23 protein-coding genes are annotated in these 25301 nt (G+C 69.5%); 7 read left to right on the top strand and 16 right to left on the bottom strand.

Annotation, left to right across the window (positions count from 1 at the left end; all coding sequences use genetic code 11):
* The 3 genes from ACT3T5_RS09985 to ACT3T5_RS09975 all read left to right on the top strand — a co-directional run.
* The coding region (locus ACT3T5_RS09985; protein WP_444594267.1) for a hypothetical protein at positions 1 to 267 on the top strand (267 nt) is incomplete at its 5' end.
* Positions 268 to 285: 18 nt separating this feature from the next.
* Positions 286 to 2472 (top strand): heavy metal translocating P-type ATPase, encoded by a 2187-nt coding sequence (locus tag ACT3T5_RS09980; protein ID WP_444576672.1) that lies wholly within the window; start codon positions 286 to 288, stop codon positions 2470 to 2472.
* A 26-nt stretch (positions 2473 to 2498) separates the two neighbouring features.
* Positions 2499 to 2828: a metal-sensitive transcriptional regulator gene (locus ACT3T5_RS09975; RefSeq protein WP_444576670.1), complete on the top strand. Its 330-nt coding sequence runs from the start codon at positions 2499 to 2501 to the stop codon at positions 2826 to 2828.
* Positions 2829 to 2880: 52 nt separating this feature from the next.
* On the opposite strand, the gene ACT3T5_RS09970 is transcribed toward ACT3T5_RS09975, so the two are convergent.
* The gene (locus tag ACT3T5_RS09970; RefSeq protein ID WP_444594266.1) at positions 2881 to 3897 is read right to left on the bottom strand and encodes a tyrosine-type recombinase/integrase; all 1017 of its coding nucleotides are present in this window, start codon (positions 3895 to 3897) and stop codon (positions 2881 to 2883) included.
* Positions 3898 to 3955: 58 nt separating this feature from the next.
* Positions 3956 to 4168: a helix-turn-helix transcriptional regulator gene (locus tag ACT3T5_RS09965; protein WP_444576666.1), complete on the bottom strand. Its 213-nt coding sequence runs from the start codon at positions 4166 to 4168 to the stop codon at positions 3956 to 3958.
* A 333-nt stretch (positions 4169 to 4501) separates the two neighbouring features.
* Between ACT3T5_RS09965 and ACT3T5_RS09960 the strand changes: the two genes are divergently transcribed.
* Entirely contained in the window at positions 4502 to 5746 is a 1245-nt protein-coding gene (locus ACT3T5_RS09960) for a tyrosine-type recombinase/integrase (protein WP_444594265.1), read from the top strand.
* Positions 5747 to 5990: 244 nt separating this feature from the next.
* Here the strand turns inward: ACT3T5_RS09960 and ACT3T5_RS09955 are convergent, their stop codons facing one another.
* The 4 genes from ACT3T5_RS09955 to ACT3T5_RS09940 form a co-directional block, all read right to left on the bottom strand.
* Positions 5991 to 7367, bottom strand: a complete 1377-nt coding sequence (locus ACT3T5_RS09955) for an NAD-dependent succinate-semialdehyde dehydrogenase (RefSeq protein ID WP_444576663.1) — start codon at positions 7365 to 7367, stop codon at positions 5991 to 5993.
* A 12-nt stretch (positions 7368 to 7379) separates the two neighbouring features.
* Complete coding sequence (gene doeA, locus ACT3T5_RS09950) at positions 7380 to 8588, bottom strand: ectoine hydrolase (protein WP_444594264.1); 1209 nt, start codon at positions 8586 to 8588, stop codon at positions 7380 to 7382.
* Positions 8588 to 9847, bottom strand: a complete 1260-nt coding sequence (locus tag ACT3T5_RS09945; RefSeq protein ID WP_444594263.1) for an aspartate aminotransferase family protein — start codon at positions 9845 to 9847, stop codon at positions 8588 to 8590. Before ACT3T5_RS09945 ends, doeA begins: the two co-directional genes overlap by 1 nt.
* A gap of 229 nt (positions 9848 to 10076) precedes the next feature.
* The gene (locus tag ACT3T5_RS09940) at positions 10077 to 10661 is read right to left on the bottom strand and encodes a MarR family winged helix-turn-helix transcriptional regulator (RefSeq protein WP_444594262.1); all 585 of its coding nucleotides are present in this window, start codon (positions 10659 to 10661) and stop codon (positions 10077 to 10079) included.
* A 101-nt stretch (positions 10662 to 10762) separates the two neighbouring features.
* On the opposite strand from ACT3T5_RS09940, the gene ACT3T5_RS09935 reads away from it, so the two are divergent.
* A complete protein-coding gene (locus ACT3T5_RS09935) occupies positions 10763 to 12958 on the top strand; it encodes an MMPL family transporter (RefSeq protein WP_444594261.1) in 2196 nt (731 codons plus the stop codon).
* A gap of 86 nt (positions 12959 to 13044) precedes the next feature.
* Entirely contained in the window at positions 13045 to 13929 is an 885-nt protein-coding gene (locus ACT3T5_RS09930; protein ID WP_444576654.1) for a formyltetrahydrofolate deformylase, read from the top strand.
* 18 nt (positions 13930 to 13947) lie between these two features.
* Here ACT3T5_RS09930 and ACT3T5_RS09925 read toward each other — a convergent pair whose 3' ends face one another.
* Together ACT3T5_RS09925 and ACT3T5_RS09920 are read right to left on the bottom strand one after the other, a co-directional pair.
* Positions 13948 to 14592: a response regulator gene (locus ACT3T5_RS09925; RefSeq protein WP_444576653.1), complete on the bottom strand. Its 645-nt coding sequence runs from the start codon at positions 14590 to 14592 to the stop codon at positions 13948 to 13950.
* Positions 14589 to 15902 (bottom strand): sensor histidine kinase, encoded by a 1314-nt coding sequence (locus ACT3T5_RS09920; RefSeq protein WP_444576651.1) that lies wholly within the window; start codon positions 15900 to 15902, stop codon positions 14589 to 14591. The genes ACT3T5_RS09925 and ACT3T5_RS09920 overlap by 4 nt, the downstream gene beginning before the upstream one ends.
* Before the next feature lie 121 nt (positions 15903 to 16023).
* Here ACT3T5_RS09920 and ACT3T5_RS09915 point away from each other — a divergent pair, with 121 nt between their 5' ends.
* Positions 16024 to 17331 carry an acyltransferase family protein gene (locus ACT3T5_RS09915; RefSeq protein ID WP_444576650.1) on the top strand — a complete coding sequence of 436 codons (1308 nt, stop codon included), beginning with the start codon at positions 16024 to 16026 and terminating at the stop codon, positions 17329 to 17331.
* On the opposite strand, the gene ACT3T5_RS09910 is transcribed toward ACT3T5_RS09915, so the two are convergent.
* The 8 genes from ACT3T5_RS09910 to der form a co-directional block, all read right to left on the bottom strand.
* Positions 17268 to 18155, bottom strand: coding sequence for a carbohydrate ABC transporter permease (locus ACT3T5_RS09910; protein WP_444576648.1), 888 nt, complete (start codon positions 18153 to 18155; stop codon positions 17268 to 17270). The two genes, ACT3T5_RS09915 and ACT3T5_RS09910, sit on opposite strands and share 64 nt — an antisense overlap.
* Complete coding sequence (locus ACT3T5_RS09905) at positions 18152 to 19093, bottom strand: carbohydrate ABC transporter permease (RefSeq protein ID WP_444576646.1); 942 nt, start codon at positions 19091 to 19093, stop codon at positions 18152 to 18154. The genes ACT3T5_RS09910 and ACT3T5_RS09905 overlap by 4 nt, the downstream gene beginning before the upstream one ends.
* On the bottom strand, positions 19090 to 20508 hold the full coding sequence (locus tag ACT3T5_RS09900; protein WP_444576974.1) for a substrate-binding domain-containing protein: 1419 nt from the start codon (positions 20506 to 20508) through the stop codon (positions 19090 to 19092). The genes ACT3T5_RS09905 and ACT3T5_RS09900 overlap by 4 nt, the downstream gene beginning before the upstream one ends.
* Positions 20509 to 20578: 70 nt before the next feature.
* Positions 20579 to 21235 carry a hypothetical protein gene (locus ACT3T5_RS09895; RefSeq protein WP_444576644.1) on the bottom strand — a complete coding sequence of 219 codons (657 nt, stop codon included), beginning with the start codon at positions 21233 to 21235 and terminating at the stop codon, positions 20579 to 20581.
* Positions 21232 to 21705 carry an NUDIX hydrolase gene (locus ACT3T5_RS09890; RefSeq protein ID WP_444576642.1) on the bottom strand — a complete coding sequence of 158 codons (474 nt, stop codon included), beginning with the start codon at positions 21703 to 21705 and terminating at the stop codon, positions 21232 to 21234. The genes ACT3T5_RS09895 and ACT3T5_RS09890 overlap by 4 nt, the downstream gene beginning before the upstream one ends.
* Before the next feature lie 35 nt (positions 21706 to 21740).
* Positions 21741 to 22031 (bottom strand): hypothetical protein, encoded by a 291-nt coding sequence (locus ACT3T5_RS09885; protein ID WP_444576641.1) that lies wholly within the window; start codon positions 22029 to 22031, stop codon positions 21741 to 21743.
* 74 nt (positions 22032 to 22105) lie between these two features.
* Positions 22106 to 22942: an NINE protein gene (locus tag ACT3T5_RS09880; protein ID WP_444576639.1), complete on the bottom strand. Its 837-nt coding sequence runs from the start codon at positions 22940 to 22942 to the stop codon at positions 22106 to 22108.
* Positions 22943 to 23005: 63 nt separating this feature from the next.
* Positions 23006 to 25282 (bottom strand): bifunctional cytidylate kinase/GTPase Der, encoded by a 2277-nt coding sequence (gene der, locus ACT3T5_RS09875; RefSeq protein WP_444594260.1) that lies wholly within the window; start codon positions 25280 to 25282, stop codon positions 23006 to 23008.
* Positions 25283 to 25301 lie beyond the last annotated feature (19 nt).

Here is a 25301-nt window from a genome sequence, read left to right as displayed (position 1 = left end):
ACCCCCGGGCCCTACCGACCCCGCGCCCTCTACAGCGCACAGATCAACCAGCACCTCTATCTCGCTGCTGGACACACAGGCCGATTCGGGACTACGCGCGCCTTCTCTACCAGCCCCCTCGTCCTCACCCACGATCGAGCGGGCCGGCTCGTCGGAGTCAGCGGCTTGGACGCCGGCCCCGACGTGATGGCTCTCGTGCCGCGCCTCCACACCTCGATCACGCCGATGCTGACAGCGGAATCCAACCCCTCGACACATACCCCCTAGGGGTATATGGTCGGGTGCATGAACGCTGGCAACCACCCACACCGTCACGACCACGGAGAACCCGGCATGCAGCACTCTCATCCTTCCCCCACGCCTCATGGCGCCCACACCGGTATTGCTGAGCACGACGCACCCGACGCGCATCACGACCACGGAACTCACGGAGACCACGAGGACCACTCGGAACACGAGGGTCATTCAGGGCACGGGGGTCACGCCGGTCACGGGGACCACGTCGGGCAGTTCCGGCGGTTGTTCTGGATCAACCTGATCATCGCGGTCCCAGTTGTCGTGTTCTCGCCGATGTTCGCGATGCTGCTCGGGTACAGCATTCCCGATGTTCCCGGCGCGATGGGGATCGCCCCGGCCCTCGGCACAGTCATGTACGTCTGGGGTGGCCGCCCGTTCCTCACCGGTGCCGTCTCCGAGGTCCGTTCCCGTCAGCCCGGGATGATGCTCCTGATCGGGCTCGCGATCACGGTCGCGTTCATCGCCTCCTGGGGTGCGACCCTCGGCCTCCTCGACCACCAGCTCGAGTTCTGGTGGGAGCTCGCCCTGCTGATCGTGATCATGCTGCTGGGCCACTGGGTCGAGATGCGTTCCCTCGCCCAGACCACCTCCGCACTCGACTCCCTGGCCGCCCTGCTCCCGGACATGGCAGAACGCATCGAAGGCGACGAGCTCGTGAGCATCTCGCCCACCGAGCTGCAGCGAGGCGACCTCGTCCTCGTCCGCCCCGGGGCGAGCGTCCCGGCCGACGGCACGATCCGCGAAGGCCGCGCCGACGTGGACGAGTCCATGGTCACCGGCGAGTCCCGCCCCGTGACGCGCTCCACCGGAGACTCCGTCGTGGCAGGCACCGTCGCCACCGACTCCAGCCTCCGCATCGAGGTCACCGCCACGGGCGACGACACCGCCCTCGCCGGTATACAGCGCCTGGTGACCGAAGCACAGAACTCCTCGTCCCGCGCACAGCGCATCGCAGATACCGCTGCGGCGTGGCTGTTCTGGTTCGCTCTCGGCGCCGCCGTGATCACCGCGATCACCTGGTCACTGCTCGGCATGCCCGATGATGCCGTTGTTCGCACAGTGACCGTCCTGGTCATCGCCTGCCCTCACGCGCTGGGGCTCGCGATCCCGCTGGTCGTCTCCATCGCCACCGAGCGGGCCGCCCGCGGCGGTGTTCTGGTGAAGGACCGTCTGGCCCTGGAAGCAATGCGCACCGTCGACGCCGTCCTGTTCGACAAGACCGGCACCCTCACCAAGGGCGAGCCCGCCCTCGCCGAGATCATCACCCGCGGTGCGGACGAGACCGAGGTGCTGGCCCTGGCAGCTGCCGCCGAAGCGGAGAGCGAGCACCCGCTCGCCCGCGCCATCGTCGCCAGGGCTCAGGCCGAGGGAGCACAGATTCCTGCGGGCTCTGACGTCAGCTCCACCCCGGCGCTGGGCGTGAGTGCCCAGGTGGATGGGCACGAGATCCGCGTGGGCGGTCCCCGCTTGCTCGAGGAAACCGGAGTGAGCGAAGTCGACGAGGCTGAGGCCTGGCGCCAGGAGGGCGCGATCATCCTCCACGTCCTCCGCGACGGCGAGGTGATCGGCGGTCTCAAGCTCACCGATGAGGTGCGCCCCGAATCTCGCGACGCCATCGATGCTCTGCACAGTTTGGGCGTCGAGGTCGTCATGATCACCGGCGACGCCGAGGCGGTCGCGAACAGTGTCGGCAAGGAGCTCGGAATCGACAGGGTTTTCGCTGGGGTGCGCCCCGAGGACAAGTCCTCGAAGGTCGTCCAGCTCCAGAAGGAGGGCAAGAAGGTCGCGATGGTCGGCGACGGCGTCAATGACGCCCCTGCACTCGCTCAGGCCGATGTCGGCATCGCCATCGGTGCCGGCACCGACGTCGCGATCGCCTCGGCCGGTGTGGTGCTTGCCAGCTCCGATCCTCGCTCGGTGCTCTCGGTGATCGAGCTCTCCCGCGCCGCGTACCGGAAGATGAAGCAGAATCTCTGGTGGGCAGCCGGCTACAACCTGCTGTCCGTGCCGCTCGCGGCCGGAATCCTCGCCCCGATCGGGTTCGTGCTGCCGATGTCCGTCGGCGCGATCCTCATGTCCCTGTCCACCGTCGTCGTCGCGCTGAACGCCCAGCTCCTGCGACGCCTCGACCTGCGTCCGGAAGCGACCGTCGCCGCCGTCCGGGCTCGCCACTGATCCTCCCTCACCGAATGGAATCACTCATGAGCACTGCAACTGACCCCACCGAGGAACAGGCCTGCCACAGCGGACCCCACGGCTACATCCAGGACAAACCCCGCTACCTCAACCGCCTCAAGCGCATCGAAGGCCAAGCCCGTGGAATCTCTCGGATGGTCGATGAGGATGTCTACTGCATCGACATCCTCACCCAGATCTCCGCTCTGAACAGCGCGCTCGAGAACGTGGCGCTGGGGCTGCTCGACGATCACCTCCGTCACTGCGTCCTCGATGCCGCCCGCGAAGGTGGAGACGAGGCCGAGATAAAGCTGAAGGAGGCCTCCGACGCAGTACGGCGCCTCGTCAAGTCGTGACGCGATCCCGAGAACCGCTTGCGCTCTCCCTGGTAGGCGGGCCGCAGAGCGGCTACAGGCCGATCTTGCCTGCTGTGGAGTCTTCGAAGGCGCCGGCGGGGCGCACGTACCGCGCCAAGGAATCCAATCGGCGGTGTCTCGTGGTGCGGGAAATCGTCATCGCGTCGACGCCCGCCTCCGCGGCGGATGTCGCGTGTCCGGCACGCAGTGAGTGTCCCGAGACCCAGGTCTGGTCGACTCCTGCGATGTGGGTGTATTCCTTGCCCTTGATGCTGGCTGCTGCGGCGCGGGTCTGGATGATGCGGGAGATCGAGCGGTCCGACAGTGCGGTGTCGGCGATACGGGAGTGGTTGTAGATGCGGGAGAAGACTGGACTCCCCTCCCCCAGCTTCCTGCTGCTGGTTTCGAGCCATGCTTCGAGTGCGAGGACGGGGCAGGTTTCGGGGTGGGCTCCGAGTGGGATGCCGATGAGGTCGCCTCTCCCGGTCTGGTCGGCCTTCGAGCGACGGATCCGCAGTAGCAGGTCGTCGTCGTGGCGGGCGATGTCGTTCGTGGTGAGGGCAGCGAGCTCGCGGCGACGCAGTGCGGCGGCAAGCCCGAGGAGGAGGATCGCACGGTCACGCTTGCCGGTCGCGGTCTCGAGATCGTCCATCGCGCCGATGACCTGACGCATCAGGACGGTCGTCAGTGGAGTGGCCCGGCGCGACGGTGCGGTCCCAAGCGTCCTGCCGGCGGAGCGGAGCGCCTGTCGGACTCCGTGACGGGCGGTGGGATCGCCGAGACCTTTGTCGAGATGCGCGGCGGAGATCGCGGCGACATCCCGGGAGATCGTCGAGTGGGCGACCAGTTCGGCGCGGTGCGCGATGTAGGACGCGACCACCTCCGGACCTGTAGGGCTGCTCCGGTAGCCCCGCACCCGGCACCAGGCCGTGAAGGTGCGCATGGCGGAGGCGTAGGAGCGTCGCGTCTCGGCGGAGCGGCTGCTGGCGAGGAAGGCGCCGACACTCTGGGCGTCCTCGAGCGTGACGGGGGTGGGCGGTGCCGTCCGTGCATCGAGGGCTCTGCTCATGTGGGCTCCTTGGATAGCTCGAGAGCTCAAGGGCTCCCGTGATGCCCGGTAGCGGGCGTCAGACTGCGCTCTCATTCTCCTGGCTGGAGACCCAGTCGTTGATGTTGGAGACGCGGTAGCGGACGCGGCCGCCGAGCTTGACGTAGGCAGGGCCCAGGCCGAGGGTGCGCCAGTTGGCGAGGGTTCCGGCGGCGAGGCCGAGGACGTCGGCGACTTCGTTGGCGGTCATCAGTTCGTCGACGACATCGCGGGGTGCGGGCTTGCGGGGCATCGTGACCTCCGAAGTGGTGGGGCCGCGGTTCGGCCCTTGTGCTCCGCGACAGTGGGCGGGGGATCACGGAACCTGTCGCGGAGGTAACGGCGCACGCAGGCGGCCTCACTGTGCGTCACGCGATGTGCGCCTGGTCCGACCTGCTCGTGAACCAGCAGGAATACCTCGATACGGCCACGCGGGGGACGCACGCGATGTCCGTGCAGGAGGTGCAGAGGGCGACGAGGGCTCAGACCGCGTCGACCTTCGCTGGGCTGGGGAGTTCGTCGGAGGGTCTTTGGTCGAGGACGCGGTGACCGTAGGCTGATGTGATCGGCGAGAGGAGGTGCGTGCATGTCTCGCGCCGCGACCACCAGGTTGGAACCTGGAGAGCACAGCATCGACCGGGCTCAGGTGTTCCCGTACCGCGACGGCTTCGCCATCCGATGGTCGATTCGGCTCAACAGCGGGCGGCTCATGCGCCCGCTCACTCAGGGGCCGACAAAGGGCAAGGTGAGGGCTCGAGCGAGGGCGCGGGCTGCAGACTTGTTGAGCAGTTCCAGCGACGGCAGGTGGAAGGGCACCAGCGACACCCTCGACTATTTGGACAAGGTCACGCTCCCGGCCATCCGTGCCGAGCGACTGGCCGACACGACGACCCGGCGCTACGAGCTCGCGTACCGGCTTCTGCGCGGGGAGTGCGGCGACGAGGGATGCAAGCACACCCATTCTCTGGCCGGTCTGTCGCTGCGAGAGGCGATGCGGCCTCGAGCCCTGATCTCGTGCCTGGAGGAGATCGGGAGGCAGCATGGTGCGGTCAACGCGAAGCATGCCAAGACGGTCGCGAAGAAGTACCTGGCGGCGCCGCTGCGCGTGGATGAGGTGATCGAGTACAACCCCCTGATCGAGCTGGATCTCGACCTGTCCGGAGCGAAGAGGCCCGCATACTCGCGGGGCGGCCGGGCGCTGACCGCGGAGCAGTACCGCGCGGCGATTGAGTACCTGCTGGCCGCCGATCCGGAGGACGTGGAGGCACCGAAGCGCGGACGGTGGACGCACGAGCAGCGGGTGGTCGAGCGGGCCGCGTGCATCGACATCGTGCTCGCGCAGGCGACGACGGGGCTGCGGACCTCCGAGCTGTGCATGAGGCCCACGGAGGACTGCCACGTTGACGATTCGGGCACGTTCATCGTTGAGTTGTCGCCGGAGTCCACGAAGACGCGAACGGGTCGCCCGGTCCCTGTCCTCGCCCCTGCGGTGAGCAAGCGATTGGCGGCGAGGCTGGAGTCGGGGTCTCCGTGGCTGTTCCCGTCGCCGACGGACCCGGCTAAGCCGTGGGATCCGCGCAACCGGGACAGGAAGCTCGCGGCGATGTACAAAGAGTTGGCCGAGAAGCTGAACATCGAGATGTTCGAGAATGAGCGCGGGCACTCGTGGCGCACGACCAACAACACCTTGTTGTACGACGTGCTGCCGGAGGCGACCCGCACTCGGTTGTTCGGGCATACGGCAGCCGTGAATCGGCAGCGGTACACGGCGGTCACGAGCACGGAGGCTGTGGTCTCTGCGGCAGCCGCCATGTTCGAAAGTGACCGCTAGAGTGACCGCTAGCGGCGGGATTTGGCGGTCACATCCCGGAACCTCCGTGAAGCGTGTGGCTACAAGTATCCGCTCACTGCCAGCGCATTCGTCGTCCGACCTGGGAATCTACCCCTAGTTCGCTCCGAGTCAGGGGGTCGCAGGTTCAAATCCTGTCAGCCCGACCGGAACACGAAGGCCGTCGATCCGCTGGATGCGGAGAGACGGCCTTCGTCATGTCCCTGTCAGGTCGATGCCGACGCGGTCAGGAACGCACCGGTCCCACCCAGATCTGCTGGGCGTTGGTGAACTCGCGGATCCCGTGCGGCCCCAGCTCTCGGCCATAGCCCGAGCGCTTGATCCCGCCCGAGGGCAGGCGCGGATCGGACTTCACGATGCCGTTGACGCTGACTTGGCCGGCTTCGATGCGAGGTGCCATCGCCTCGCCCCGCTCCGTCGTGGTCCACACGCTCGCGCCGAGCCCGTAGGGGGTGTCGTTCGCGATCTCCAGCGCCTGCTCGGCGTCGTCGGCCGCGATCACGACGGCGACCGGCCCGAAGGTCTCCTCGGTGCAGGCGGTCATCCCCGGTCGCACCCCGGTCAGCAGCGTGACCGGGTAGAAGTACCCGGGACCCTCGGGCAGCTCGCCGCCCAGCACGCAGGTGGCGCCGGCCGCGACCGACTCGGTGACCTGGCGGTGCAGGTTCTCCCGCAGCTCGGCGCGGGCGATCGGACCGATCTGGGTGCTCTCCTCGCTCGGGTCGCCGACCACGAGAGCCGCGAGACGCTCGCGCAGCAGCTCGACGAACTCGTCATGGACCTCGCGCTCGACGATGATCCGCTTGGCGGCGATGCAGGACTGCCCGGCGTTGATGATCCTCGACAGCGCGGTCACGTCGGCCGCCTTCTCCAGATCCGCGTCGGCCAGCACGAGGCACGGGTCCGAGCCGCCGAGCTCGAGCACGGCGGGCTTGATCTCGGACGCCGCGGTCGCCGCGACGATCGCGCCGGCCCGGTCCGAGCCGGTGAAGGAGACCGCCCGGATCCTCGGATCGCGGATGATCTGCTCCACGTCCTCCGTCGCGGCATGCACCGCCTGGAAGATGCCCTCGGGCGCTCCGGCGGCGCGGAACGCCTCCTCCAGGGCCGAGGCGCTGCCGGGCACATGGGGGTCGTGCTTCATGACGCAGGTGTTCCCGGCCATGAGCGCCGGGGCGCAGAAGCGGAATGCGACCCAGAACGGAGCATTCCAGGGCAGGATCCCCAGCACCGGACCCAGCGGGAGGTACTGGACGTACGAGGAGGTGGCGTCCGAGGGCAGGTGCTCGGTGGCGAGGTACTCCTCGGCATGGTCGGCGTAGTGCTCGGCCGCCCAGGCGGACTTCACCACCTCCCCCCGCGCCTCGGTGATCGGCTTGCCCATCTCCTGCGTCATCACCGGAGCGAGCTCCTCGGTGTGCTCGCGCAGGTGCGCCGCCACGGTCCGCAGCACCTCTGCGCGCTCGGCGATGCTCGTGGTGCCCCAGGTCTCGAAGGCGCTCTGGGCGCGGTCGATGATCGCGGTGATCTCCTCGGGGGTCGCGGCGGGCACCTCGTTCACGACGGCGCCGGTGGTGGGATCGATGGCTGTCAGCATGGTCATGTGCAGCTCCTCTCAGAAGCTCGGCGCGACGACGGCAGAGGCACGGAATGAACGGGCGGAGCTCTCGTGGACGGTGAAGTCCTCGGGCAGGGTGAAGAAGGACTCGCAGCCGTCGGCGGTGATGTGCACGGTGTCCGAGATGCCGACGGTCTTGTTCCCGTCCACACCCCACATCCACGGGAGCAGGTGGAAGGTCATGCCCTCCTCGAGTGCGCGCTCGTCCCCCTCCAGCAGGGAGATGATGTCGCCCTCGTCCCAGGACGGCGGGAAGGCGATCCCGATCGAGTAGCCGGCGCGGGTGACCAGCTGCGCCCCCACGTCGTTGCTCTCGATGCGGGAGCGCGTGAGCTCGGCGATCTCGGAGACCGTCACCCCGGGCTTCATGAGACTGCGCAGCTCGGCGAGCGTCTGCTTCATGAGCTCCTGGGCGGAGTGCATCGAGTCCGAGAGCGCCCCGTTGACGGCGGTGCGCATCATGGCCGTGTGATACCTGCGGTAGCAGCCGCCGACCTCGAGGAACACATGCTCCCCGGGGCGGATCATCCGGCCCTCCCAGGTGGAGTGACCGATCATCGAGCGAGGCCCGGAGGCGACATACGGGACGACCGCCGGGAACTCGCCGCCGGCACGGAACATCGCCGAGGTGATCGCCGCCGCCACATCGTTCTCGGTGGCCCCGGCCATCGCGGCGCGCAGGCCCGCGGCCATCCCCGCCTCCCCGGCGTAGGCGGCGAGCTGCATGACCTCGATCTCGGCCGGGGACTTGCGGATCCGGCCCTCCTCGACGATGCCGAAGCAGTCCACCAACCCTTCGCCGAACGCGTCGTGGAAGCGGTCCTGCTGATAGGCCGGGAAGTAGTAGCTGTTGCGCTCGTACCCCACTCTGGCGTCCCCGAGGCGCAGGTCACGCAGGGTGCTGACCAGTTCGAGGATCGCGTCCCCGCTGTCGGGATAAGCGCGCGAGTGCTCGAGCCAGGTCCGCGCGATCACGTTGGACTCCTCGAGCGCACGGGTGATCATCACCGAATCCGAGTCCAGCGGCACGATCAGGGCCTGGAAGAACGAGTACCCGGTGGTCTGATAGTCCGTGAGGTACATCAGGTTCTCGGGGTCGGTGATGATCACCGCGTCGAGCTCCCGCTCCCCCATCCGCTGCCGCAGCTCCGAGAGCCTCCGCTCGTATTCTTCGGTCGCGAAGGTCATATCGGACCGGCGGCGCATCAGTCCGCGTCCGATGCGCTCGCGAGGGCACCTTCGAGCAGGTCGAGTCCGGCGGCGAGATCGTCCTCGGGGATCGTCAGCGGCGGGATCAGCTTGATCACCCGCCCCTCGCTCCCGCAGGGGCCGATCAGCAGTCCCGACTCGAAGGCCGCCTGCTGGACCCGCTTGGCGACGGCGCCGTCGTGGGTGTCCAGGGCCTGCATCATGCCGCGCCCGCGCACCTCCCAGCCCCGGTCGGGGTTCTTCGCGGCGATGCTCTCGAGCCGGTCGCGCATCTGCTGCCCCTTGGCCAGGACATCGGCGAGGAAGGCCTCGTCGGTGAAGTAGTCCAGTGCCACGGTGCCGGCGACGAAGGACAGCCCCTGCCCGCGGAAGGTGCCCGTGTGCGCACCCGGCGACCAGTGGGCGTCGACCTCAGGCTTGTTGAGGTTCATGGCGATCGGGGTGCCGAAGCCGCCCAGCCCCTTGGCGAGCGTGATGATGTCGGGGTCCAGGCCCATCCCGTCGAAGGAGAAGTAGCCTCCGGTGCGCCCGACGCCCGCCTGGATGTCGTCGATGATGAACAGGGCGCCGACTTCATGGGCGAGGTCCTGGACCTCGTGCAGCCATTCCTTGCTGGCGACGTTCACGCCACCCTCGGCCTGCACCGCCTCCACGAGGAAGGCGGCCGGGGGCCGCATCCCGCTCGAGGGGTCCCGCAGCGCCGCCGCGTAGTCAGCGAGGGCGGACGCACCGCCCGGGGCGGTCTCGAAGGGCAGCCGCTGGATGTTCTCCAGCGGCACACCGGCCCACTGCCGGAACGCGTGGTTGGCGGTGGCGGCCAGGGAGCCCAGCGTCATGCCATGGAAGCCGTGACTGAAGGCCACGATCTCCCGCCGTCCCGTGGCGAGGCGGGCGAGCTTCATCGCCGCCTCGACCGCATTGGACCCCGTCGGGCCCATGAACTGCATCTTGTGGTCCATCCCCCGTGGTTCCAGGACCACCTCCTGGAAGCGTGCGATGAAGTCGCGCTTGGTGGTGGTGTAGGTGTCCAGGCTGTGGGCGACGCCGTCGGCCTGGAGGAACGCGATCAGCGCGTCCTTCATGCGCGGGTTGTTGTGCCCGAAGTTGAGCACTCCTGCCCCGGCGAAGAAGTCCAGGTAGGACTTCCCGTCCTCGTCGACCTGTCGCGCGTTGGACGCGGAGGCGAACACCGTGGGGTAGTTGCGGCAGTAGCCGCGGATGGTGGATTCATGGGACTCGAAGACTGTGGCGTCCATGGGAGACCTCTCTTCATGACGGGGGCGATCGCGATCTCCATGACCGGCCCCTATAACGAAGATCGCCCCATCTGGCAAGTGTGGACCGGTATGCCGACCATCACCCGGGGATCCCCACCCCGTCAAGTGCCCGGTCGCCCCCGGAGCTCACCGGCGGACGCGACGCAGGTCACTGGGCCTACCGGTCGGTAGATCGGCCAGCTCCCACGACCTGCCGCGGGAAGGTCGCTCAGGCCGGAGCGGCACCCCAGTCGACCCCGTCCATCGAGATCTCGGCGGTCATGTCCTCGAGGAAGCCGATCACGATCTCGCGCTGCTCCGGATCCAGGCGGCGAGCGGCGTTCACCCGACGGGCCTGCTGCGCCCCCAGCGTGCGCATCGCCGCGGCGCGGGTGGCGGGCTCGACGCCGACCACCAGCGCCCGACGGTCCGAGGGGTGCCGCTCGCGACGGACGTGCCCCGCCCGCTCCAGCCGGTCCAGCAGCTTGGTCGTCGACGCACTGGAGATGCCCAGCGAGCGGGCGATGGAGCTCGGTGTCGCAAGAGTGCCGGTGTTCTCGCAGACGATGAGGAAATGCAGGGCGCGCATGTCGGTCTCCCCCAGCTTCATGTAGCGCATCGACGCCTCGGCGAGCGTCTTCTCCGCGCCGCGCAGGGCCACCAGTGCGGCCATGAGCTCGTCGATCTGCACGAGGTCCTCGTGCGACAGCCCCCGACGATCCACGAGCTCCCCACGGGGATCCGCCCCCAGGACGCTGTACAGCGAGGGCGGCTCCCCGGCCTGGTTGCGCGGCTCCTGCTCGATGTTCGCCATGGCCGCATGCTACCCAGCACGCATCTCGCCGAACATGTATCTCACTCGGCTAACTATGTATGGGAGACTGGCCGTGCTCTCCCCTTCAGCGAAGGATCGTCATGCCCGACCGCTCAGACCGATCAGCACCCACCCACCGACGTGCCGCCGCGCGCGTCCCCAGGGCGCTGCGCATCGTGCTCCCCGCCCTGCTGATCCTCGTGTGGCTGGTCGCGGCGGGTATCGGCGGCCCCTATTTCGGGCGGGTCGATGAGGTCTCCTCCAACGACCGCACCGCGTATCTCCCGGACTCGGCGGAGGCCACCCAGGTCCAGCGGCTCGCCGAGGGATTCCTCGGGTCCGACGCGATCCCCGCGATCGTCGTCGTGACCTCCGACGAGATGCTCAGCGCCGATCAGCTGTCCGCACTCACCGAGGCGGCACGGTCGCTCGCGTCCGTGGAAGGTGTCGTCGACGACGTCTCTCCGCCGATCCTCTCCGAGGACGGTCTCGCGGTGCAGGTGTTCGTCCCGATCGAAGCCGATGCCGACATCGGGAGCATCGTCGACGAGCTCGATGCGCAGCTGTCTGCAGATCTGCCGACGGGTCTGACCGTCCACGTGACCGGGCCGGCCGGCTTCTCGGCGGATCTGGGTGCGGCCTTCGCCGGCATCGACGGTCTCCTGCTGGGCGTGGCCCTGGCCGCGGTGTTCGTCATCCTCGTGATCGTCTACAGGTCCTTGCTGCTGCCGCTGATCGTGCTGTCCACCAGCATGTTCGCCCTGTGTGTCGCGCTGCTGACGATCTGGCACCTCGCGGCGGCCGATCTGCTGCTGCTGAGCGGACAGACCCAGGGCATCCTGTTCATCCTGGTCATCGGGGCGGCGACCGACTATTCGCTGCTGTACGTCTCCCGCTATCGCGACGAGCTCCACCATCACAACGGCAGAGGGGCGGCCACCGTCTCCGCCCTGCGGGGCACCGTGGAGCCGGTGCTCGCCTCCGGAGGCACCGTGATCGCGGGGCTGCTCTGCCTGCTCCTGTCGGATCTGAAGTCCAACAGCACGCTGGGGCCGGTCGCGGCGATCGGCATCGTGTTCGCGATGCTCGCCGCCCTCACCTTCCTGCCCGCAGTCCTCTATGCCGCCGGCCGGGTCGCCTTCTGGCCGCGTCGCCCTCGCTACGATCCCGCGTCCGGTCAGAACAGCTCCTCCGCGGCTGATAACGGCCTCTGGGGGAAGATCGCCGCTGCCGTCTCGCGGCGTCCGCGGCCGCTCTGGATCCTCACCGCGGTGCTGCTCGCCGTGGGCTGCATCGGGGCGCTCCAGCTCGATGCCGACGGCGTCCCCCAATCCGACCTCGTCCTGGGGGCCTCCTCCGCCCGTGACGGTCAGGTCGCCCTCGGCGAACACTTCCCGGCGGGGGCCGGCAGCCCCGTGGAGGTCATCGTCGCCGAGGAGGACCTCCAGGCCACGACCGACGTGCTCCTCGCGGACGAGGGCATCAGCTCCGTCTCCGTCGTCGCGGCGGACTCCCCGAGCGGATCCGCCACGGTGAGCGCCGACGGCATCCTGGCCCAAGCGCCTCCGGGAACCCCCGCTCCGGCACCCACCGTGCTCGACGGGAAGGTGCTCGTCCAAGGCACCCTCGTGGACGCCCCGGATTCCTCCGCGGCGGAACAGACCGTGCGGGATCTGCGTGCCGCGCTGGATCAGGAGGATTTCGCGGAGATCGTGGGCGGGGTGACGGCCACGTCCATCGACACCAATGACGCCTCCGCCCATGACCGGGCGCTGATCATCCCCGTCGTGCTGGTGGTGATCCTGCTGATCCTCATGCTCCTGCTGCGATCAGTGCTGGCGCCGGTGCTCCTGGTGGCCACCACGGTCCTGTCCTTCGGCACGGCGCTGGGCGTGGCCGCCCTGGTGTTCAATCACGTCCTCGACTTCCCCGGCGCCGATCCGGCCGTGCCGCTGTTCGGTTTCGTGTTCCTCGTCGCGCTGGGGATCGACTACAACATCTTCCTCATGACGCGGGTCCGGGAAGAAGCCCTGCAGCACGGGGCCCGGGAGGGGGTGGTGCGCGGCCTGGCCGTCACCGGCGGGGTGATCACGTCGGCCGGACTGGTGCTGGCGGCGACCTTCGCGGCGCTGGCGGTCATCCCGATCCTGTTCCTCGCGCAGATCGCGTTCATCGTCGCCTTCGGCGTGCTGCTGGACACCTTCGTGGTCCGTACGCTCCTGGTGCCGGCGCTCGCGCTCGACTTCGGCCGAATCATCTGGTGGCCCTCGCGGCTGTGGCGCGCCGAGCAGAGGTGAGCGCGCCGTGACGTCCGCCCCACTCCCGGGCCCCGTCATGCGGTCGGTCATCGCACTCGGCCCCGTCCGCTCCTAGACTTCCGGCCATGAGCAGTCCGATCGCCGCCACCGGCGCCCTCTCCCCCACCGTCGAATACGTCCTGACCTTCGTGTGCGAGGACCGTCCCGGCATCGTCCATGCCGTCACCGGGGCCATCGTCGAGGTGGGTGGGAACATCACGGAGAGCCGCCAGTTCGAGAGCGGCAGCTCGCATCGCTTCTACATGCGCCTGCAGCTGACCACCAGGGCGACCGCCGAGGAGATCGCCGAGGCGCTTGCCCCCGTCGTCGAACGGTTCGGCATCGAGCACCGGCTCGACGTGGTGGGACGACCGGTGCGCACCCTCGTGCTCGGCTCCACCGCCAAGCACTGCGTCAACGACCTGCTGTTCCAGGTCGATGCCGGCCACCTGCCCATCGAGGTGCCGCTGATCCTGGCCAACCACCCCACCCTCGAACCCCTCGCGGATTTCCACGGGATCCCCTTCGAACACCTGCCCACCAAGGGCGAAGGGGCCAAGGCCGCCTTCGAGGACCGGGTGCGTGCGGCGATCGAGGAGCACGACATCGAGCTCGTGGTCCTGGCGAGGTACATGCAGATCGTCTCGCCCGAGCTGTGCGCGGAGCTCGCCGGGCGCTGCATCAACATCCACCACTCGTTCCTGCCCGGCTTCAAGGGCGCGAACCCCTACCGCCAGGCCCACGCCCGCGGCGTGAAGCAGATCGGGGCGACGGCGCACTTCGTCACGAGCGATCTCGACGAGGGACCGATCATCGAGCAGGACGTGATCCGCGTGGACCACACCCGCTCCCCCCAGGAGCTCATGGCCATCGGCCAGGACGCCGAGGTGCGCACCCTCCGTCAGGCCGTCACGTGGTTCGCCCAGTCCCGCGTGCTGCTGGACGGGACCCGCACGATCATCTTCCGCTGATCCGCAACGGGCGGTCGGTCAGACCAGCCTGAGCTCCCACGCCGTGCGGACCGCCGACGCACGGTCGCCGACGCCGAGCTTCTCGTAGACGTGCATCAGGTGCGTCTTCACGGTCGCCTCGCCGATGCCGAGCCGTGACGCGGCGGCGCGGTTCGTGCAGCCGTCCGCGACCAGACGCAGCACCTCCGCCTCCCGGCCGCTGAGGGCGACCCGGTTCCCGGGAGCACCGGTGAGGGCCGCGAGGGCCGCCGGCGCAAGGACCGCACGGCCCGCGACGAGGTCGTGCACGGCGCGGATGACCTCCTCGCGGCGGGTGTCCTTGAGGAGGTACCCGTCGGCCCCCGCCTCGAGCGCGCTGCGGATGTCACGATCGGTGTCATAGGTGGTGAGGACCAGGATCCGCGGGGCGGTCCGGCCGTCGCGGCGCAGGGCCCGGATCGCGTCGACGCCGTGGCCGCCGGGCATCCTCAGGTCCATGAGCACGACGTCCGGCACGGAGGCAGCGATCACCACGAGCGCCTCCACGCCGTCCTCTGCGGTGCCGACGACCTCGAGGTCCGGTTCGGCGCCGAGCATCGCGACCAGGCCGTCGCGCACCACCGGATGGTCGTCGACGACCACCACCCGCACCGGGCACGTCGCGGATTCCTCGTCCGACGTCATCGAGGGACCCGCGCCGTCACGGTGCAGCCCCGGCCGTCACGGGCCCCGACCTGGAGATCCCCCTCGGCCTCCCGAGCACGGGCCAGCATGTTCTCCAAGCCGTGGCCCCGCGGCACGGTCGCCGGATCGAAGCCGACGCCGTCGTCGGTGATCTGCAGGATCTGATCGTGGTCGTCCCCGGTCAGCGTCACGCTCACGGCGGTGGCGTCGGCGTGGCGGGCGATGTTCGCCAGCGACTCCTGCGCGATGCGCACCAGCGTCTCGGCATGGCGACCCTCACGCGGTGCGTCGTCCCCGTCGAAGGTCGCGACCACCCGATAGGTCCGTGCCCATCGTGCGACGAGGGAGGACAGAGCGTCGACGACGTCGCCGTCGTGCAGCTGGTGCGGCCCCAGCGCCTCGACGGCACGGCGGGCCTCGAGCAGGCAGTCGCGGGCGGCCTCCTCCGCGACGCTCACACGATGCCGCGCGGCCTCGTCGATCCCCGGCCCCACGGCCTCCAGCTGCCGGATCACGCCCACCAGACCCTGCGCGACGGTGTCGTGGATCTCGCGGGAGAGCCGCGCCCTCTCCTCGCCCGCGCCCGTGCGCCGTGCCCCGGCCATCAGCTGCTCGTGCAGCCGTGAGTTCTCCTGGTTCACCCGGGCGATCTCGGTCAGGGTCCGCTCGCGCTGCACGAGGAGCCGCTCCCGCTCGCGTGCCAGGTGCAGCATCCCGAGCGCGATCAGGAGGTTCACCGCGGCGAGCCCGGCGAAGAACCAGGTCTCCGCGAGCACCACCCGGTACCCGCCCACCTGGCCGATCGCGCACAGCAGCGCGGTCGCCACGACGACGACCCGCTCCCGCGCACCACCGAGGAACCGGCCGGAGTCCAGGTACCCGGAGAAGGCGTAGATGCAGGTCATGGGATTGAGCAGGAGCGCGGCCAGGACCAACACGAGATGCAGGCCGTAGGCGGCGATCAGCTGGGGTGAATCGGGGCCCGTTCGCCGCAGGAGCCGTTCCAGCACGATCCGCAGGGCCAGCAGGGCCGCGGTGGGCACGAGCGCCCACCCCACCGGGTCGCCCTCCATCCAGGTGTGCGCCGCGATCCATCCCACGATCCAGGACACGATCAGCAGGGCAGGGGGGCTCCACACCTCGATCGCTGCGCCGAGCGGGCCCGGGGACACTCTGGGCTCGACGTCGGGGCTCTCGAGGTCTGGGCTCTCGAGATCAGGGCTCTCGAGATCAGGGCTCTCGAGCTCCGGGTCCTCGCCGACGGGCACGTCCCGGACCCGTCGCGGGGTCGTTGCGGGAAGAATCGCCATGCCCACCAGTCTCGCCGCTGATGCCCGCCCGCACCAGGGCGGAGGCCTCCACCGATCGGTGGAGGGCCGTGCCCCCGATCGGGCGAGGTGCCGAGCGTCCCGCTCCCCTACCGTCGTCCCCATGTCCTCGCACCCTGCTCCCGGAGCCCAGGTTCCGCCCTCTCCGACGTCCGCCTCCCCGACCTCAGCCTCCCGGGCGGCGGCGCCGTCCATCGGCCCCTCGCCGCGCCTGCACCACCTCGACGCGCTGCGCGGCGGGGCGCTCCTGCTCGGCGTGCTCCTGCATGCGCTGATGCCGTTCCTGCCCGGCGGGTTCTGGCTGGTCGACGACGTCCACGAATCCGGTCTCGCTCTCGCCGCCGTCGGAGTGATCCATCTGTTCCGGATGGTCCTGTTCATGATGCTCGCGGGGTACTTCGGGCACATGGTGCTGCATCGCCGGGGCGCGGGATCCTATGTGCGCGATCGTCTGCTGCGCATCGGGCTCCCGCTCCCCACTCTCGGGCCGATCCTGTTCGTCCTGATGGTCGGCGCCCTGGTCCTCAACGGAGTGGTGCGTGATCTCGGCCCCGTGTCCGCCCCGCCGGCTGATCCGGTAGCTCCGACCGGCTTCCTCGCCCTGCCCACGATGCACCTGTGGTTCCTGCTGCTCCTGGTGGAGATCGCGCTCGTGGTGGTGGCGGTGCGGGCCGTGCTCGTGCGGGTGCTGGGGGCTGACCGGGCCGGGAGGCTCTCCGGTCGGATCAGCGATCTGCTCGCATCCCGGGCCGGCCTCCTCGTGGTCGCGGTGCCCTATGGGGTGGGGCTGATCGTCCAGGGCGACGGCATCGCGAGCATCACGGAGCCGTTCACGCTGGTCCCCGTGGCCGGCGCGAGCATCGCCTACGGCGGTGCCTTCGTGGCGGGATGGTTCCTGCGCTCCCGGCCCGGCGCGCTGGCCCGCGTGGAACGCCGATGGGTCCTCCACCTGGTCATCGCCGGGGTCCTCACCCCCGTGGCGCTCCTGCTCCCGCCGACGCTGCCGGTGGTCGTGGCCATCGCCGGGGCGCTCGCCGGCTGGGCCTGGGTCTTCGGGCTCCTGGGACTGTGCGCGCGTCTGGTGCGTCGCGAGATCCCGTGGGTGCGCTACCTCGCGGACTCCTCGTACTGGGTCTATCTCCTGCACTTCCCGCTGCTGCTCCTGGCCGCGGTGCCGCTCGCCGATCTGGGACTTCCCGTGCTCGTCAAGCTGGTCCTCTCCCTCGGGGTCGTGATGACCGTGCTGCTGCTGAGCTACGACCTGCTGGTGCGCCCCACCTGGATCGGGAGGTGGCTGAACGGGCACCGTCGGCCGTCGGCCCTCCTCGCCCGCCGGCGCGAGACCGCTCAGCCCTTCACACCGCCCGCGGCCGCGAAGCCCTTGCCCAGGTTGCGGCCCAGGAACAGGTAGAGGGCGACGACCGGCAGCGAGTAGAAGATCGAGAAGGCCGCGAGCTGGCCGTAGGCGACCTGCCCGTACTGCGAGGAGAAGGTGTACAGAGTGACCGCCGCCGGCAGGTTCTCCGGGCTCAGCAGCAGCATGAACGGGACGAAGAAGTTCCCCCACATGCTCACGAAGGTGAAGATCGTCGCGACCGCGAGTCCGGAGCGCATCAGCGGGATCACCACGGACCAGAGGGCACGCAGCACCCCGGCGCCCTCGGTCCACGCCGACTCCTCGATCTCGATCGGCACCCCGTCCATGAATCCCTTGGTCAGGAAGATCGCGTAGGGCAGCGAGCTGGCGCCGAGGAACAGGATCGCCCCGAACATCGAGTCGATGAGGTTCACCTGCACGAACAACGAGTACACGGGGATCATGATCGCGGTGATCGGCAGGCCGGTCGAGAAGATGATCGTCAGCAGCAGCGAACGCTTGGCCTTGAAGCGGAACCGCGACATCGGGTAGGCGCACAGGATCGCCGCGCTCATCGTCACCACCGTCGCGCCGCCGCACAGGATCAGCGAGTTCAGCAGCGGTCGGAAGGTGGTCTCCGCGTTCCAGATCGCGGAGAAGTTGCCGAGGCTCCAGCGGTCCGGCCAGGCCACGGACAGCGAGGCCTCGGTGTCGAAGGAGGCCAGCACGACCCACAGCAGCGGGACCAGGAACGCGAGACCGATGACGATCATCACCAGGGTGCTGGCGACATGGGCGCTGCGGGCCCGGGAGCCCTGCTTCGACGCCTTCGCGGTGGGCGCATCGCCCTGCGGGCGGGTACGGGTGGTCGCGCTCATCGCTTGTCCTCCTCGGGCAGCAGGCGCAGGTACACCAGCGAGGCCACGGCCCCGATCAGGAGCAGCAGGAGGGCCACAGCGGTGCCGTACCCGAGCTGTCCGTAGGAGAACGCCTGCTCGTACATGTACAGGGGCAGGGTCTGGCTCTGACGGGCCGGACCACCGCCGGTCATGATGAAGATGAGCCCGAAGACGGAGAGCGTCTGGAGGGTGGTCAGCATCAGGTTGGTCGCGATCGCCGGGCGCATCAGCGGCAGGGTCACGGAGACGAAGCGGCGCACGGGGCCGGCGCCGTCCAGGGCCGCGGATTCGTAGATGTCGCCGGGCACCGAGCTCAGCGCCGCGGAGTACACCAGCATCGAGAACGCGGTGCCCCGCCAGATGTTCGCGAAGGAGACCGCGATGATCGGGGCGGTGAACAGCATGTCCTGGCCGGGCAGTCCGATGGAGGTGAGGATCGTGTTGAGGCTGCCCTCGGACGCGAAGAACGTGTACAGCAGGTAGCCGGCCACGACCTCGGGGAGGATCCAGGCGGCGATCACCACCGAGGTGACCACGAAGGTGATGATCCGGTTGGCGCGTTCCATGAGCTGCGCCAGCAGCATGCCCATCACGTTCTGGCCGATCACGGCGGAGACCACGGTGAAGATCAGGGTCAGGGCGACGGAGTTCCAGAAGTCGGCGTCGGTGAAGGCGTCGAGGAAGTTGTCGAAGCCCACGAAGCTGGTCTCGGAGGCGCCGTCGCCACGGATGGCGCTGTCGGTGAACGCGAGATACAGCGAGTAGATGATCGGGCCGAGCATGAACCCGATCAGCAGCACTCCGGCCGGAACCATCGGCAGGGCCCGGGAGAGGGTGAGCCCGTCACCCAGCTTGCCGTGACGTCGGCGCGGGGCCGGGGCGGTGCGCCCGGGGGCAGGTGGGGCGTCGGTGGTCATGCGGTGGCCTCCTGCACGTTCTCGGGGCCGACGATGTCGGTGACGGTGGCGTCGTAGGCGGCCGCGGCGGATTCCGGGCTGGTGCCGGTCATGACCGCCTCCATCGCCTCCTGGATCGCGGAGGACACCTCGGGATAGGCCGGCAGCGCCGGACGGTAGTACGCGGTCTCCAGCAACTTCGTGAAGTACTCGACCGCCGGGGAGTAGCTGAGGTACTCCTCCTTCTCGGCGACGTCGGAGCGCACCGTGATGTGGTTGTCGGCGATCGCGTACTGCACGAGGGTCTGCGTGGAGACGAGCTTCTCGAGGAAGCGGTAGGCGATGTCCCGGTCGGTGACGTACTCGGGGATCGACAGTCCCCAGCCGCCGGCCAGCGTGATCGTGCCGGTCCCGCCGCCGTCCTGCGTGGGCATGTCCGCCAAGCCGATCACGTCGGGCCATTCGGGCCAGGGGCGGGCAGCGGAGTCCGTCCAGTTCTGGGAGATCCAGGAGCCGTCCACGAGCATCCCGAGCTTGCCGTCGGGCAGCAGCGAGGAGTAGATGGTCTCGGAGATGTTGGGGTCCAGGTGCTGGCCGAGGGTCGCGGTGAGATCCTCGTCGAAGAGGGTCTTGAGGAAGGTCAGGGAGTCCACGAAGCCGGGACTGCCCAGGATCCACTTCTTGCTCTCGGCGTCGTACAGACCAGTGCCGTCCCCGGTCCCGTACAGGAGCATCTCGAAGCCCTGCATCGAGGCCTTCTCCCCCTGCGGGGTGCCGGCGAAGAGGAAGAAGGGGATCGCCTCGCTGTCGGAGTCGCGGATCGCGCGCGCCGCCTCGAGGATGTCCTCCCAGCTCTCCGGCTGCCAGTCCGGCGGCAGACCCGCCTGCTCGAAGACGTCGCGGTGGAACCAGATCGCGCGGGTGTCCGTGGTGATCGGGACCCCGTAGACCTCGCCGTCCTCGCTGGTGACCGCCTTCTTGGAGGCATCGGCGATGTCGTCCCAGTGCTCGAAGCCCTCGACGAGATCGGTGATCGGCTGCAGATAGTCCGCGCCGACGTCGGAGAGCAGGATGAAGGAATCCTCGTACACGAGGTCGGGGCTGGTGCGGGGCGAGCTCATGAGCAGCTCGTTCTTGGTGAAGTAGTCGTTCTCGGAGGCGACGATCGGGACCAGCTCGACCGCGAGCTCGGGGTTCTCGGCGGAGAACTCCTGCGCGGCGGTGGTGATCCATTCCTGCTTGATCGTGCCGGAGCCGAACTGCTGGAAGGCGATCCGGATCGTGTCCGGGTCGCGCGAGCTCCCGGAGCATCCGGCAAGGGCGGTGAGCGGGAGAACGGCGGCAGCGCCTGCGGTGAAGCGCAGGAACGTACGCCTGTCGGTCTGTGGCGGATGGGGCGGCCCTGGGGGCACGGGGACCTCTTCGTCGTGGTCGATCACGAGCAGAGACCCTATACGTTGCGGCGCACATCACAAGTTCGCCGCCACGGTGCGGACGACCGCTCGGTCAGGGGCGCTGGCGGGCCCGTCCCACACCGTGCGCCTGCTCAGCATCGGAATACCGCATCCCGGCCGGCACCCCCGCGAGCTCGAACCAGCGGGCGGCGTGCGGCAGCAGACGCACATCGTGCCAGGGCAGTTCGAAGCCCGGGTCCTGCCACAGCGTGAGCGCGATATCGGCGCGGCGTCCCGCCGCGACGAGCACCAGGCGTCGCAGGCGGGACAGCGGATGCGCGGAGGCGCGGGCCGACGCCGGGATCGCAACCACTCCGCCGAGGTCGAGGGGCCAGACGGTCTCGCCCCACTGCAGCTGGGCCCTCTCGCCGTCGCCGGCGATCACCGCCGGCGGGCGGAGGTCCGCGGCGCCGACGCGGGCCGGGGCGATGGATGCACCCCGCTCGAGCACCTCGCGCTGCACCCAGGCGCCGGGGAGCACGAGCCGGTCGGCGACCGAGACATCGACCAGCAGGGAGTCGGCGAAGGGCAGCAGCGGCGTCCCCACGCGTCCGGCACGCACCATGTCCCGGCGGGGCGCGGCGATCACGCGGACGACGGCCAGGTCTCCCGGGGCGTCCGTCAGCGGGATGGTCACGCGGGTGCCGGGCAGGGGGTCGGACGGACCGCCCCGGTTCTGCACACGGGGCGGCGGCGAGAGAGGGGTCATCGACGGAACCGGGCCTCTGGCCGATCGGCCCGGATGAGCTCGAGCTGTTCGAGGAACCGATCGTTCATCGGAGGCGGTGCATCGATCGGGAACCACTGCGCCTGCGTGTTCTCGCCGTCGGCCGGGAACGGGTCTCCCCTGTCGTGCTCGCACAGGAAGCACAGGTCGAGGTATTGCGCGACGTCACCGTTGGCGTAGGTGATCGGCGGATGGGTGCGCACATCGACGAGTCGCAGCGGCGTGCAGTCGACGCCCGCCTCCTCGGCGACCTCGCGGACCGCGGCGGTCGCCGGCTCCTCGCCGGGGTCGATGATCCCGGTGACGGGGGTCCAGGCACCGGTGTCGGCGCGGCGCACCGCCAGCATCCGGGTGCGTGCGGGGTCGAGCACGAACGCCGTGACTCCGGACAGCCAGAGCGCCTCGTGGCCGATGTGCTCGCGGAGGGCGAGCACGAACTCGGGCGTAGCCATGGTCCTCCTTCTGCGCGGGGCGGATGCTGTGCGGATCAGCCGCCGACGAGGGCCGGGATGAAGGCCATCCCGACGATCAGGAAGCTGAGACCGAAATAGACCAGGACGACGAGGAGGCTCACACCGAGGAGCACCCAGAAGACGATCCAGCCGACCTTGTTCATCTGCCGGGCCTGCTGCGGATCCTTGTCCATCTGCACCAGGGCGATGATCCCGAAGATCGCCGGGATGGTCCCTCCGCAGAGGATGCCGACGACGATCAGCCAGATCGCGCTGGTCTGGATGGATCCTCGGTCCGGGGAGTAGCCCGGGGGCGGGTAGCTCATGGTGCTCCTCTGACGGCGTGGTCGATGGCGGGGGCGGCGTGGCCGATGACCAGGGTGGTGTGATCGATGAGGGGTCAGTCGTTGAGCGGTCGCCCGTGGGCATCACGCTCGAACGCGGGCGACTTCGCGAGCACCATGATGCCCTCGATCAGGCCCCAGATCTGAACTAGCGGGGAAAGGAGGAAGCAGCTCAGAACTGTCACAGCGACCTGGATGATTCCGATGGTGGTGTAGCCGAGCAGGAAGCGGTGCACGCCGAAAGCGCCGAGGAAGATGCCGAGCAGGCCGACCACGAGGCGGCTCTGCGCCTGGGGGTCGTGCGGGGCACCCATCGGGGCCTGCTGGCCGCCCTGAGGGCCGTTCTGCTGAGCGCCCTGCGGGCCGTATCCGGCGGCACCCGGCTGTCCGAAGGGACTCGGCTGTCCGAAAGGATCTGCGCCCGACGGGACAGGCCCACCGGCCGGGGTCCAGTTCTGCTGGCCGGCTCCAGATGCCTGCCCATAAGGATCGGAGGCCGACGCAGCCGATGCCTGGCCATAGGGGTCCGAGGCAGAACCTCCGGATGCCTGACCGTAGGGGTCCGAAGCCGACGCACCGGACGCCTGGCCGTACGGCTGCTGGGCTGCGGACTGTCCGGCCTGCGGGGCGCCGTAGGGATTCTGCTGGCCGTACTGCTGATGGCCCTGTTCGCCGCCCGGCGCACCGTAGGGGTTCTGCTGGCCGTACTGCGGGTAGCTCTGCTGACCGTCCTGCGGCTGCGCCCACGGGTCCTGTGCGGGCTGAGCATCCTGCGGGGCAGCCCACGGGTCCTGGCCAGGGGTCCCCTGTCCCGCCTGCGGGGTCGGCGCAGCCTGCTGGGCCTGGTCGTCGCCCTGAGGCGTCCAGGGGTCGTTGTCGCTCGGGGTGCTCATGTCCTCAGACTACTGGCTCACCGGCCACCTCAGCACGCCGGGCCCGCCCGGCCCGGCGTGCGCTCAGCGGCGGCGCTTCTCGCGGATCCGCACACCGATCACGATCGGCGACCCGGTGAACTCGAAGTCCTCGCGCAGGCGGCGCTCGATGAACCGCCGGTACCCGTGCTCGAGGAATCCGCTCGCGAAGATCACGAACCGGGGCGGACGGGTCCTCGCCTGCGTCGCGAACAGGATGCGCGACTGCTTGCCACCGCGCAGCGGGTGCGGATGCGCCGCGACGAGGGTGCCCAGGAAGGCGTTGAGGCGGCCGGTGGGGATCCGGATGTCCCACGACTCCAGGGCGCGCTCGATCGCGGGGACGAGACGATCGGCGTGACGGCCCGTCTGGGCCGAGATGTTCACGCGCGGGGCCCAGGCCACATGCGCGAGATCCTTCTCGATCTCCCATTCGAGCTGCTTGTGACGTTCCTCATCGATGAGGTCCCACTTGTTGAACGCCAGCACGAGAGCACGGCCCGACTCGAGCACCATGTCGATGATCTTCAGGTCCTGGGAGGAGATCGGCTCCGAGGCCTCCAGCAGCACGACCGCCACCTCGGCGCGATCCAGGGCGGCGCGGGTGCGCAGCGAGGCGTAGTAGTCCGCCCCCTGCGACTGCAGGACCCGGCGGCGGATCCCGGCGGTGTCCACGAACGTCCAGTCCTTGCCGGCGAGGGTGATCCTCTCGTCGACCGGATCACGGGTGGTGCCGGCCTCGTCGTCGACGACGACACGCTGCTCCTTGGCGAGACGGTTCAGCAGGGAGGACTTGCCGACGTTGGGCCGTCCCACCAGTGCGACGCGACGCGGTCCGTTGTCGACCGGGGCGCCCCGCCCCTCCTCCGGCATCGCCGCGAGCATGGCGTCCAGCAGGTCGCCGGACCCACGCCCGTGCAGGGCCGAGACCGGGAACGGCTCGCCGAGACCGAGGTTCCACAATCCCGCGGCCTCGAGCTCCCCGCGCTGGTCATCGACCTTGTTCGCGACCAGCACCACCGGGCACTTCGCCGTGCGGAGCACCTTGAGGAGCTGCTCGTCGGTCGTGGTGATGCCCACGTTCGCGTCGACGATGAACATCACGACATCGGCCAGGGAGATGGCCACCTCGGCCTGCTCGGCGACGCGATAGGCCATGCCCTGGACACGGTCCTCCCAGCCGCCGGTGTCCACGAGCCAGAAGTCCTTGCCGGCCCATTCGGCGTCATAGAACACACGGTCGCGGGTCACGCCGGGGCGGTCCTCGACCACGGCCTCGCGGCGCCCGAGGATCCTGTTGACCAGCGTGGACTTGCCGACGTTGGGGCGGCCGACGACCGCCACGACCGGCAGGTTGCGCTGCACGGTGGGACGCGGGTCGTCGGCGTCCTCGCCCTCGAGCAGGGCCAGGTCCTCGTCGTCCAGGTCGTAGCCGGACAGACCGGCCCGCAGGGCGGACTCGACGTCGTCGTCGGACGGCCCGTCCGAGCTCGTCGCGTCGTGCGGACCCCTCGAGCTCTGGCTGCCGACGACGGGCTGCGCCGGGCGGGGCTCGGGCTCGGGCGCGCCATGGAGGGCCGCCTCCTGGGCCTCCTCGGCTTCCGCCACGAGCATGAGCACGCGCTCGACGACGTCCGGGATGTCCAGACCGGTGGTGTCGACGGCGTGCACACCCTCGGCGGCGGTCAGGAACTCCGAGACGGCGGAGTCGTCGCGGTCCCGCCGCAGCACCTGGTCTGCCATGCGGGCGCGGGTCTCCTCGGAGTCCTCGAGGTCGAGCTCGGTGGCCCGACGGCGCATCCGCTCCTCGTCGGAGGCGGTCAGCAGGACGCGCACGTGGGCGTCGGGAGCGACCACCGTCGTGATGTCGCGACCCTCGGCCACGCAGAAGCCGCGCTCGGCCGCGGTTCTGAAGAGGACGTCGCGCTGGCGGCGCTGGAGGATCGCGCGCACCAGGGTGTTCGTGGCGACGGCGCTGACCTGCTCGGAGATCCGCTCGGTGCGGATCTCGGTCGTGATGTCGGTGCCGCCGACGACGACCGTCGCGCCCGCAGGGTCGGTGCCGAGATCCAGGTCGATGGACTCGGCGATCGCTGCGACGGCGTCCCGATCCGTGAGGTCGATGCCCTGCTCGAGACAGGACCAGGCGACGGCGCGGTACATGGCACCGGTGTCGAGGATCCCGCCGTCGAGCGCGTCGGCGAGGAGGCGGGAGACGGTCGACTTGCCGGACCCGGCCGGGCCGTCGATCGCGATGGTGATGCCGGCCCCGTGCTCCGGGCTCGCGAGGGCGGAGGGGTCGTGCGGCGCGCTGGTGTGCATCCCCCAAGGATAGGGGTCG

It is taken from the genome of Brachybacterium sp. AOP3-A1-3 (assembly GCF_052378285.1).
Taxonomy (GTDB): Bacteria; Actinomycetota; Actinomycetes; order Actinomycetales; family Dermabacteraceae; genus Brachybacterium.
This window is presented reverse-complemented; position numbering and strand designations above follow the sequence as displayed.

Coding starts and splice junctions, on each gene's coding strand:
- ACT3T5_RS09980 (WP_444576672.1), top strand. CDS start 286: ATGAACGCTGGCAACCACCCACACCGTCACGACCACGGAGAACCCGGC.
- ACT3T5_RS09975 (WP_444576670.1), top strand. CDS start 2,499: ATGAGCACTGCAACTGACCCCACCGAGGAACAGGCCTGCCACAGCGGA.
- ACT3T5_RS09970 (WP_444594266.1), bottom strand. CDS start 3,897: ATGAGCAGAGCCCTCGATGCACGGACGGCACCGCCCACCCCCGTCACG.
- ACT3T5_RS09965 (WP_444576666.1), bottom strand. CDS start 4,168: ATGCCCCGCAAGCCCGCACCCCGCGATGTCGTCGACGAACTGATGACC.
- ACT3T5_RS09960 (WP_444594265.1), top strand. CDS start 4,502: ATGTCTCGCGCCGCGACCACCAGGTTGGAACCTGGAGAGCACAGCATC.
- ACT3T5_RS09955 (WP_444576663.1), bottom strand. CDS start 7,367: ATGACCATGCTGACAGCCATCGATCCCACCACCGGCGCCGTCGTGAAC.
- doeA (WP_444594264.1), bottom strand. CDS start 8,588: ATGCGCCGCCGGTCCGATATGACCTTCGCGACCGAAGAATACGAGCGG.
- ACT3T5_RS09945 (WP_444594263.1), bottom strand. CDS start 9,847: ATGGACGCCACAGTCTTCGAGTCCCATGAATCCACCATCCGCGGCTAC.
- ACT3T5_RS09940 (WP_444594262.1), bottom strand. CDS start 10,661: ATGGCGAACATCGAGCAGGAGCCGCGCAACCAGGCCGGGGAGCCGCCC.
- ACT3T5_RS09935 (WP_444594261.1), top strand. CDS start 10,763: ATGCCCGACCGCTCAGACCGATCAGCACCCACCCACCGACGTGCCGCC.
- ACT3T5_RS09930 (WP_444576654.1), top strand. CDS start 13,045: ATGAGCAGTCCGATCGCCGCCACCGGCGCCCTCTCCCCCACCGTCGAA.
- ACT3T5_RS09925 (WP_444576653.1), bottom strand. CDS start 14,592: ATGACGTCGGACGAGGAATCCGCGACGTGCCCGGTGCGGGTGGTGGTC.
- ACT3T5_RS09920 (WP_444576651.1), bottom strand. CDS start 15,902: ATGGCGATTCTTCCCGCAACGACCCCGCGACGGGTCCGGGACGTGCCC.
- ACT3T5_RS09915 (WP_444576650.1), top strand. CDS start 16,024: ATGTCCTCGCACCCTGCTCCCGGAGCCCAGGTTCCGCCCTCTCCGACG.
- ACT3T5_RS09910 (WP_444576648.1), bottom strand. CDS start 18,155: ATGAGCGCGACCACCCGTACCCGCCCGCAGGGCGATGCGCCCACCGCG.
- ACT3T5_RS09905 (WP_444576646.1), bottom strand. CDS start 19,093: ATGACCACCGACGCCCCACCTGCCCCCGGGCGCACCGCCCCGGCCCCG.
- ACT3T5_RS09895 (WP_444576644.1), bottom strand. CDS start 21,235: ATGACCCCTCTCTCGCCGCCGCCCCGTGTGCAGAACCGGGGCGGTCCG.
- ACT3T5_RS09890 (WP_444576642.1), bottom strand. CDS start 21,705: ATGGCTACGCCCGAGTTCGTGCTCGCCCTCCGCGAGCACATCGGCCAC.
- ACT3T5_RS09885 (WP_444576641.1), bottom strand. CDS start 22,031: ATGAGCTACCCGCCCCCGGGCTACTCCCCGGACCGAGGATCCATCCAG.
- ACT3T5_RS09880 (WP_444576639.1), bottom strand. CDS start 22,942: ATGAGCACCCCGAGCGACAACGACCCCTGGACGCCTCAGGGCGACGAC.
- der (WP_444594260.1), bottom strand. CDS start 25,282: ATGCACACCAGCGCGCCGCACGACCCCTCCGCCCTCGCGAGCCCGGAG.